The sequence below is a fragment of the Streptomyces sp. NPDC000151 genome (assembly GCF_040301705.1).
Taxonomy (GTDB): Bacteria; Actinomycetota; Actinomycetes; order Streptomycetales; family Streptomycetaceae; genus Streptomyces.
Genome location: NZ_JBEPFC010000034.1, coordinates 43,594 through 52,861, shown reverse-complemented (window position 1 = coordinate 52,861; position 9,268 = coordinate 43,594). Strand labels below are relative to the sequence as shown.

Sequence of the window (9,268 nt, the reverse complement as noted above, 5' to 3'; positions counted from 1 at the left end):
TGACAGCGGACCTGGCCGCAACTATCCCCATGACCAGGCACCCAGCATCCCGTCCTGCTGACACCCACCCAATGCCACCAACGCGCCCACTCACAGTCAGTCCCCGAGGTTTTCCGGTGGCACTTTCGCTGTCACCGCCGCGGGAAGGCTGCCGGTGAGGATGAGCTCACGCGGCAGAGACAGGTGGAAGTGGTTCTCCAGCGCCGTCAGCGTCGGAGGCGTCTCGTCGTAGTCCTCCGGGAAGTCAGGCAGGAACGGATCATCAACAGCTCCGGCCTCTTCAAGCGCCGGTACCAAAAACTCCAATCCGCCCTCGGGGCGCTCACCGAAGTCGAAGCGGCCAACGGTGGCACCATCGCGGTAGTACCAGCACTCCCTCGGCGGGTCATCCGGCTTGGCCGTCAGATGCAACACCTCCACGCCGCCGGCGGAGACCTCGGGCCGGGCCCACCAGGCTTTGGACGGCCAGCCCTGCTCCACCGCGAACGACCAGCCTGCACACTCACCCAAGCGCGCCACACGTGCCGAGACCCGGTCGTTGTACGTCATGGCGCGCGTCTCGGCCGCGGTCATCGGCTCAAGGATCGCCCTCGCGTCGGCACCCAGGCGCACCGCGAGATCGGGCGGGGTGATGCCACGGGCGAAGGTGACGAACAGTACAGGGCTGTCTGGGCGCAGCCACTCCTCGGCCAGCCACACAATGCCGTCACTCACGTGTCGTGCTCCTCTCGGATCGAGGCGCATGACCGGGACAGGAATACTTTCCTGTCCCGGTCACGCTGTGGCCGTGCCCCTTATGGTGCGGTCACGGCTTGGGCACCGTACAGGTCAGCTTGTCCGCGGTGGAGCAGTGCGCGAACTCGGGAAACGCCACCCAATATTCGTCCTTATCGAGCAGGCGGTACTTCGACGGCGAGGAGAACGTGCCGGAGAAGGGCTGCATCGACTGGGTGTTCTGGTAGTTCGACATCGAGGAGCGTCCGCAGACCTCCTTGTACGTCGGCGCGGGGAAGCGGGTGTCGTCATACAGCTTCCACACACCGGTGCTGTAGCGGGTGGCGTAGGTCTGCAGGCAGTCGTTGCCGGTGTCGACCTCGTTCAGTCCGCCCAGTGAGGCTGGCATGCCGCCGGAGTTGTAGGAGGCGGCGTAGGCGAACTCGTCGCAGCTTGGGGTGTCGCTGGTGTCGATCGGGGTCGTGTCCGGGTTGCCGTAGGTTTTCGCCCACTGGTCGGGGCAGATCCGCTTCCGGTTGAGGTTGGAGTCTCGCACCGATGCGGGCAGGTACTGGGTCGGCTTGTCCGCGGACTTGGAGCCGGGATGGTTGGGCAGCTTGGTCTGGATCAGCCAGGCGTGGGCCACGGCAGCCGGCGCCTTCTTGAAGTTCATCACCCAGGTCGGCTTGTACGCGTCGAAGACGCAGCCCGGCGTGGTGGAGGCCTGCACGTCGCAGCGGACATCGAAGTCGGGCGTGGAGTTGCCCAGCGATTGCGGCACGGTGACCCCGGGGGCACCGTTGACATCGCCGCTGTAGGACCAGTCAAGCTGCAGGCCGGCAACCGGGGTGGCGGCCTCGCCCGTCCACTCGTGGGTGAATGTCGCGTAGGCGGCGTGCAGGTCCTGGCCGGCAGTTGCCCAGGACGGTGATCCGTCCCATGCCGGAGCCGAGGTGCTGCACTGCGGGGAGCACTTGAACGTCGGCTTCATGGTGAACGACTTGCCGCCGAAGCCGGCCCCGCTGATTGTGGTGATGAAGGGATCGGCCGGGACGAGGGCCATCTGCTGCTTGAATGTCTTGGACGTGGGGTCCAGCTTGATCTGGATGGACGAGGCGAAGGTGGCTCGCGCCTCGTCGATGGTCCCGTTCGCGTTCTTGAACTTGTATCCGAACTGGATGGGTGTGGCCCACTTCATGCAAGCTTCGGTGCGCTTGAGCCAGTCTTTGCCGACCGAGACGCCGAGGTCGTCGCACCAGTCGACGAGGTCCGTGCCCGCCCTCAGCCTTTTCTCGATCCTGTCCTTCTGGGCGGCAGTCAGGTCCTTGGGGTCGCCGACCTTGAAGCACACGGTGGTGTCGCCTTGCTCGGTGCAGGTCTCGTTCGGTGTGCCATCGGCGCTTCTGGCGCTGCTGGCCGCCGTCGGGGTGTTGCGCCGCCCGGCCTCGGGGTTCTGGTACTTCTCCAGGTCCACCGCGGGAGCATTCTTGTCCGGTTCCGGCAGCGTGATGCTCAGCTGACGGCCGCGGGTGTGGAACTTTGCCCATGCCGACCACTCGGTCTCGTACAGGCTGCCATCCTAGGCGGAGGTGCGGAAGGTGTAGGTGGTGTTGGTCTTCAGGTCCCCGTAGACGAGGCTCACCTTCGCGGTGCCGCCGGAGGTGACGTAGTCGGACACGACCACGGCACACGACCGCAAGCACCAGACGGCCTGCGGACAGCACGATGACGCCGAAGGCCAAGCACTGCAGCTCGACCGCCCCCAAGACCTCGACCCACCACCGCACCACCAGGACATCAGCCTGCCCTCCCCGCAGGCAAGACCCGGACCGGCAGCGGCCATACGACCGTCGGCCAAGCGCCTCACCGCCGGCCGAGCCCCTCATCCGCGGCCGTGTGCCCGTCGTAGGTCGGTCGCCGGTGGGGCCGTGCTTTGGCGTGTTACCAGGCGGGTGGCCAGTTCCATGCGCAGGTCGTCCTTGGCCGGGTCCCGGGGGCGCAGCAGCATCTGGGCTGCCTCTTCGGCCATTTGCCGCAGCGGCTGGTGGACCGTTGTCAGGGCGGGGCTGACCCACTGGGCGAGTGGGACGTCGTCGTAGCCCACCACCGACAGGTCTGCCGGCACGCTCAGGCCTTTGAGGCGTGCTGCCTCCAGTACGCCGAGCGCCTGCAGGTCGCTGCCGGCGAAGACGGCGGTGGGCCGGTCGGGCCCGTCGAGCAGTTCGGTGGCGTGGGCGAAGCCGCCCTGGACGTGGAAGTCGCCGTGCCGGACGTGGCGCGGATCGACTTCCAGGCCCGCCATGGCCATGGCGGAGCGGAAGCCGTCGAGCCGGGCCAGGGAACACATCATGTCCTCGGGCCCGGTGATGATGGCGATGCGTCGGTGCCCGCACTCGATGAGGTGGCGCGTCGCGGCCATCCCCCCGGCCCAGTTGGCCGAGCCGACGGAGGGGACGTCCGGCTCGGGGTCGCCGGCCGGGTCGATGATGACGAACGGGATGGCGCGCGACCTGAGCTGCTTCTTCACCCGGTCCGGCAGCGTGGAGAAGACCAGGACCACGCCGAGCGGGCGGCGGCGCAGCACGCCGTCCACCCAGTCGGGGGCGGGGGCGTGGCGGGTGCCGCTCTCGGTGAGGACGACGCTGGCACCGTTCTCCTTCGCGACGTTCTCGACGCCGCGGATGAGCTCCATCGCCCAGATGCTCTCCAGTTCGGGAAAGACCAGCTCGATCAACGGTGCCTGAGGCGCGGCCTGGGCGCGGCGGCGGTAGCCGTGGGTCTCCAGCAGGCTCTCGACCTTGCTCCGGGTGGGCCGGGAGACATCGGAGCGGCCGTTGAGAACTTTCGAAACTGTCGAAAGGGAGACGCCGGCCTGCGTTGCCACCTCGGCCAGGGTCACCCGGCCTTCCACCTCGTCGTCATCACGCATGTGCGCAGGATAGAACACGCGGTAGCGCGCGGCTGCGTGGTAACGGTTCGGTCGCGCGACTGCACGGCCGTTGACCGCTCACCGAAGCCTCCCTTACGGTCCGGAACTGCAGCGAATTTCGGCACTTCAGCCGAAACTTTCGAAAGGCAGACGATGAAGATACGTGCGCGGATGCCCCGCATACTCGCCGGAGGCACGGTGCTGGCCCTGGCGCTGACCCTGTCGGCCTGCGGGAGCGGCGACGGTGCGGCGGCCTCCGACGGGAAGATCCACGTCCTCGTCTACGGAGACGCCACCAACAAGGTCGAGAAGCAGATCGTCGCCACCTTCAACAGGACATCGAAGGTGAAGGCCGTCCTGGACACCGTCCCGGGCGCCGACTACCAGCAGAAGCTCCAGACGATCATCAACACCCCGAAGGCCCCGGACGTCTTCTTCAACTGGGGCGGCGGCAGCGTGCAGCCCTTCGTCGGGGCGGACCTGCTCATGCCGCTGGACGACTTCATCAAGGACGATCCGGGGCTCAAGTCGAAGTTCCTGCCGTCCGTCTTCGACACCGCCGTCATCGACGGCAAGTCCTACGGCATCCCGATGCGCGGCACACAGCCGGTCCTGCTCTTCCACAACAAGAAGGTGCTGGCCGACGCCGGCGTGCGGCCGCCGAAGACCTGGGACGACCTGCTCGGCGCGGTCAAGGCACTCAAGAAGAAGGGCATCACACCGATCGCCCTCGGCGGCGGCGACCAGTGGCCGACCCTGATGTGGTTCGAGTACCTCTACGACCGCGTCGCCGGGCCCGGGCTCTTCCAGAAGGCGCTGGACGGCGACAAGAGCGCCTGGGCGAGCGCGGACAGCAAGAAGGCCCTCGGCATGCTGAAAGAACTGGTCGACGCCGGTGCGTTCGGTACGAACTACGACTCGGTGAAGTTCACCGACGGCGGCTCGCCCGCCCTCCTGGCCAGAGACAAGGCCGCCTTCGAGCTGATGGGCTCGTGGGAGTACGCCACGCAGCAGGACGCGGACAAGGAGTTCGCCGAAAAGGACCTCGGCTACGGCATCTTCCCCAAGGTCGAGGGCGGCAAGGGCGACCAGGCCAACCTCGTCGGCAACACCAACAACTTCTACTCGGTGCTGAAGAAGACGCAGCACCCCGAGGCCGTGGCCGAGTTCCTCAAGCTCATGTACTCCGACGAGTTCGTGAAGAAGCAGCTGTCCATCGGCAACCTGCCGACCACAACGAACACCGAGAAGTTCCTGGACACCTCGGCCGACCCGGAGTACTCGAAGTACCAGTTCGACCTGGTCAAGAAGGCTCCCTCGTTCCAGCTGTCGTGGGACCAGGCGTATCCGCCCGCCGCCAACACGCCCATCCGCCAGGCCGTCCAGCAGTTCGTCAACGGGCAGACCGATGCCGACGGCTTCATCAAGGCCATGCAGGCCCTCCCCACCGCCTGAGTCCGACATGACCACTCAGATGACGAGCGCCACCGCATCCGCCGCGGCCGGCCGGAGCCGGCAGCAGGGCGGGCAGCTCGCCGACGTCGGCCGTCCCGGGTTCGCCTGGGCGCTGCCCGCCACGGTGTTCTTCGCCGTCTTCGCGATCGCCCCGCTGATCATGGTTGCCGTCCTGTCCTTCATGAGCTGGAGCGGCATCGGAGCGCCCGAGTTCGTCGGCATGGACAACTGGAGCAGGGTCTTCGCGGACCCGGTCATGATCAAGAGCATCTGGCTGAGCCTCCTGGTCACCGTGCTCGGCGTAGCGATCCAGACCCCGCTGAGCATCGTGCTCGGCGTGTGGGCCGCCGGCCGGCAGCGCAACCGCGCGGTGCTGTCCGCGATCTACTTCGTCCCGCTGCTGCTCTCCTCCACCGCGGTCTCCGTACTGTGGCGGGCGCTGCTCGACCCGAACTTCGGCGTTCCGTCCCAGGCCGCGTGGCTGTTCGGCGACGGCAACCTCTTCGGCGGGCAGGCCACCGCCATCGGGGTGCTGGCCTTCGTCAGCACCTGGCAGTTCACGCCCTTCCACACCCTGCTCTACCAAGGCGCCGCGCGGGCGATTCCGCGCGTGCTCTACCAGGCCGCGGAGATCGACGGCGCCGGACGGTACCGGCAGTTCTTCCACATCACCCTGCCGCAGCTGCGCAACTCGGTCATCACCTCGATGATCCTCATGGTCGTCGGCGGGCTCACCACGTTCGAGACGGTCCTGATCCTCACCCAGGGCGGCCCGGGCACGGACACCACCATCAGCGCGTACTACATGTACCAAAAGGCCTTCAAGTACTTCGACTTCGGCGCCGGTGCGGCCGTCGCCCTCGTCCTGGTCGTGGCGGCGACGGTCATCTCGCTCGTCGTGGTGCGCGTGTCCGGCTACGACAAGATGCGCAGCGCCATGGAAGGTCTGTGATGAAGCGACGTCCCCACTACCTCGCGGGCGCCGGCTCGCTCGGGTGGCTCTGCCTCGTCGGCCTGCCGCTGTACGTGATGCTCACGGCGACGCTGCGATCCCGGTCCGACTATGCGGCGGGCGGCCCGCTGGCCTTCCCCGACGACATCACCTTCGACAACTACACGCGCGCGCTCGCCGGCGGCTTCGGGCGGTACTTCCTCAACACGGTGATCGTCACCGTCAGCGTGGTCGCCCTGGTGCTGCTGCTCGTGCCACCTCTGGCGTACGCCATCGTGCGCAGCCACTCCAGGATCACCTCGGGCGTCTTCCGGCTCTTCCTGCTGGGCTTGGCCATTCCGGCCCAGGCGGTGATCGTCCCGATGTTCTACCTCATCAGCCAGGCCGGCCTCTACGACAACCTCATCGGCGTCGTCCTGCCCACCGCCGCCTTCTGTCTGCCGATCTCCGCACTGATCCTGAGCGGCGCCATGCGCGACATCTCCCGCGAGCTGTTCGAGGCCATGGCGATGGACGGCGCCTCGCCGCGGCGGATGTTCTTCCAGCTCGTCCTCCCCCTGTCCAAGGGCGGACTCTCCACCGTCGTGGTGTTCTCCGCGCTCCAGGCGTGGAACGGCTTTCTGTTCCCCCTGGTACTGACCCAGTCCGACGCCTCCAAGGTCATCACCCTGGGGCTGTACAACTTCCGCACCGAGCACGGCATCGACATCCCGGGGCTGCTGGCCGCCGTGGTCCTGTCGATGGTGCCCGTCCTGATCGTCTACCTGTTCGCCCGTCGTGCCCTGGTCCAGGGCCTGATGGGCGTCGGAGGAAAGTGACCGCCAACGTGGCCGCAGAGACAACCCCCGTCCTTCCCGTCTGGAACGACCCCGCCCACGACATCGACACCCGCGTCTCCGCCCTGATGGCCGCCATGACCGTCGAGGAGAAGGTCGCCCAGCTCTTCGGCGTGTGGGTCGGCGCCTCCGACGAGGGCGGCGAAGTCGCGCCCCACCAGCACGAAATGGAGGAGCCGGTCGACCTCGACACCCTCCTGCCGGCCGGCCTGGGCCAGCTGACCCGCCCGTTCGGCACGGTCCCCGTGGACCCCGCGCTCGGTGCGCTCTCCCTGATGCGCACCCAGCAGCGGATCGTCTCGGCGAACCGCTTCGGCATCCCGGCGCTGGCCCACGAGGAATGCCTCGCCGGCTTCGCCGCCTGGGGCGCCACCGCCTACCCCGTACCGCTGTCCTGGGGAGCGACCTTCGACCCCGCCCTGATCCGCCGGATGGCCGCGGCGATCGGCCGGGACATGCGGTCCGTCGGCGTGCACCAGGGCCTCGCCCCCGTACTGGACGTGGTACGGGACGCCCGCTGGGGGCGGGTGGAGGAGACCATCGGCGAGGACCCCTACCTGGTCGGCACGGTCGGCACCGCGTACGTCCAAGGGCTGGAGTCCGCCGGGATCGTCGCCACCCTGAAGCACTTCGCCGGTTACTCCGCCTCCCGCGCGGGACGCAACCTCGCCCCCGTCTCCGCGGGCGTGCGGGAGCGCGCCGACGTGCTGCTCCCGCCGTTCGAGATGGCCGTGCGGGAGGGCGGGGCCCGGTCGGTGATGCATGCCTACACCGACACCGACGGCGTGCCCGCAGCGGCCGACGAAGAACTGCTGACCGGATTGCTGCGGGACACCTGGGGCTTCGAGGGGACGGTCGTCGCCGACTACTTCGGCATCGCGTTCCTGCGCACCCTGCACGCGGTGGCGGGCAGTTGGGGGGAGGCGGCGGCAGCGGCCCTCGGCGCGGGAGTCGACGTGGAACTGCCCACGGTCAAGACGTTCGGCGAGCCCCTGCGGGAAGAGATCGCCGCCGGGCGCGTCCCCGAAGCCCTCGTCGACCGCGCACTGCGCCGCGTACTGACCCAGAAGGCCCAGCTCGGACTGCTGGACGCGGACTGGAACCCGGTGCCGTCGGCCCTGGCGGCGGCCGACCGGGAAGACACCGAAGCGCTGCGCGGCACGGTCGGCCTGGACACCGCGGCCAACCGCGAGCTGGCCCGCGAGGTCGCCGAGCGGGCGGTCGTGCTGCTGAGCAACGACGGCACCCTGCCCCTGGCACGGCCCCGCAGGATCGCGCTCGTCGGCCCCAACGCCGAGGAGCCGACCGCCGTCCTGGGCTGCTACTCCTTCCCCGTCCACGTCGGAGTACGGCACCCCGAAGTCCCGGCCGGGATCGGCCTGCCGACGCTGCGGGAGGCCCTGGAGCGGGAATTCCCCGATACGGAGTTCACCGTGGCGCGGGGCGCCGGGATCGACAGCGCGGACATCTCCGGGTTCGCCGAGGCCGTACGGGCGGCGGGGGACGCCGATGTCGTCGTCGCGGCGCTGGGCGACCGCGCCGGGCTCTTCGGCCGGGGCACCAGCGGCGAGGGGTGTGACGCCGACTCGCTGGCCCTGCCCGGTGTCCAGCAGCAGCTGCTCGACGCGCTGCTCGACACCGGCACGCCGGTGGTGGCGGTGCTGCTGGCCGGTCGGCCGTACGCCCTGGGCCGCGCCGCCGACGAGGCCGCGGCGCTCGTGCAGTCATTCTTCCCCGGTACGGCGGGCACCACGGCCCTGGCCGGAGTGCTCAGCGGCCGGACGAACCCCTCGGGGCGGCTGCCCGTCAGCGTGCCGCGGAACCCGGGCGCCCAGCCCTCGACATACCTGGCGGCCCCGTTGGCCAGGGCCAGCGACGTGTCGAACATCGACCCCACCCCGGCCTTCGGCTTCGGCCACGGCCTGTCGTACACCGACTTCACCTGGCACGACCTCGACGTGGACACCGATGAGACCGGCACGGACGGCGAATTCACCCTCGCCTTCTCCGTGCGCAACACCGGCCACCGCGACGGCATCGAAACAGTGCAGCTCTATCTCCACGACCCCGTCGCCTCGGTCGTGCAGCCGGTCCAGCGCCTCATCGGCTACACCCGCGTCCCACTCGCGGCCGGCGAGTCGCGCCGCCTCCAGGTGACGGTCCCGGCCGACGTCACCTCGTTCACCGGCCGCGACGGCCGCCGCCGCGTCGAGCCGGGCGCGCTGGAACTCCGTCTGGCCGCGTCCAGCACCGACCCCCGTCTCACCGCCACGGTGGTACTGACCGGGCCGCCCCGGCACGTGGACCACACCCGGCGGCTGCACGCACGGTTCCGGCCGGTGACCGATCACGAGCGGTGAGCGCCGCCCGCTCCCGCTCTTC

At 68.9% G+C, this 9,268-nt stretch carries 7 protein-coding genes; 4 read left to right on the top strand and 3 right to left on the bottom strand.

All coding sequences use genetic code 11. From position 1 onward, the window contains the following. Positions 1-96: 96 nt before the first annotated feature. The 3 genes from ABT381_RS13185 to ABT381_RS13175 form a co-directional block, all read right to left on the bottom strand. Complete coding sequence (locus ABT381_RS13185; protein ID WP_351592257.1) at positions 97-714, bottom strand: hypothetical protein; 618 nt, start codon at positions 712-714, stop codon at positions 97-99. Between the two features lie 91 nt (positions 715-805). Next, entirely contained in the window at positions 806-2,188 is a 1,383-nt protein-coding gene (locus ABT381_RS13180; RefSeq protein ID WP_351592254.1) for a hypothetical protein, read from the bottom strand. 408 nt (positions 2,189-2,596) lie between these two features. Next, a complete protein-coding gene (locus ABT381_RS13175) occupies positions 2,597-3,643 on the bottom strand; it encodes a LacI family DNA-binding transcriptional regulator (RefSeq protein WP_351592251.1) in 1,047 nt (348 codons plus the stop codon). A gap of 153 nt (positions 3,644-3,796) precedes the next feature. Here ABT381_RS13175 and ABT381_RS13170 point away from each other — a divergent pair, with 153 nt between their 5' ends. Genes ABT381_RS13170 through ABT381_RS13155 form a run of 4 tightly spaced genes read left to right on the top strand, consistent with a single transcriptional unit; the run spans position 3,797 to position 9,246 of the window. Then, a complete protein-coding gene (locus ABT381_RS13170; protein WP_351592248.1) occupies positions 3,797-5,098 on the top strand; it encodes an ABC transporter substrate-binding protein in 1,302 nt (433 codons plus the stop codon). Between the two features lie 7 nt (positions 5,099-5,105). Further along, positions 5,106-6,050 (top strand): carbohydrate ABC transporter permease, encoded by a 945-nt coding sequence (locus ABT381_RS13165; protein WP_351592245.1) that lies wholly within the window; start codon positions 5,106-5,108, stop codon positions 6,048-6,050. Further along, positions 6,050-6,868 carry a carbohydrate ABC transporter permease gene (locus ABT381_RS13160; protein WP_351592243.1) on the top strand — a complete coding sequence of 273 codons (819 nt, stop codon included), beginning with the start codon at positions 6,050-6,052 and terminating at the stop codon, positions 6,866-6,868. The genes ABT381_RS13165 and ABT381_RS13160 overlap by 1 nt, the downstream gene beginning before the upstream one ends. Then, positions 6,865-9,246, top strand: a complete 2,382-nt coding sequence (locus ABT381_RS13155; protein ID WP_351592240.1) for a beta-xylosidase/alpha-l-arabinosidase — start codon at positions 6,865-6,867, stop codon at positions 9,244-9,246. Before ABT381_RS13160 ends, ABT381_RS13155 begins: the two co-directional genes overlap by 4 nt. The last annotated feature ends 22 nt before the right edge of the window (positions 9,247-9,268 follow it).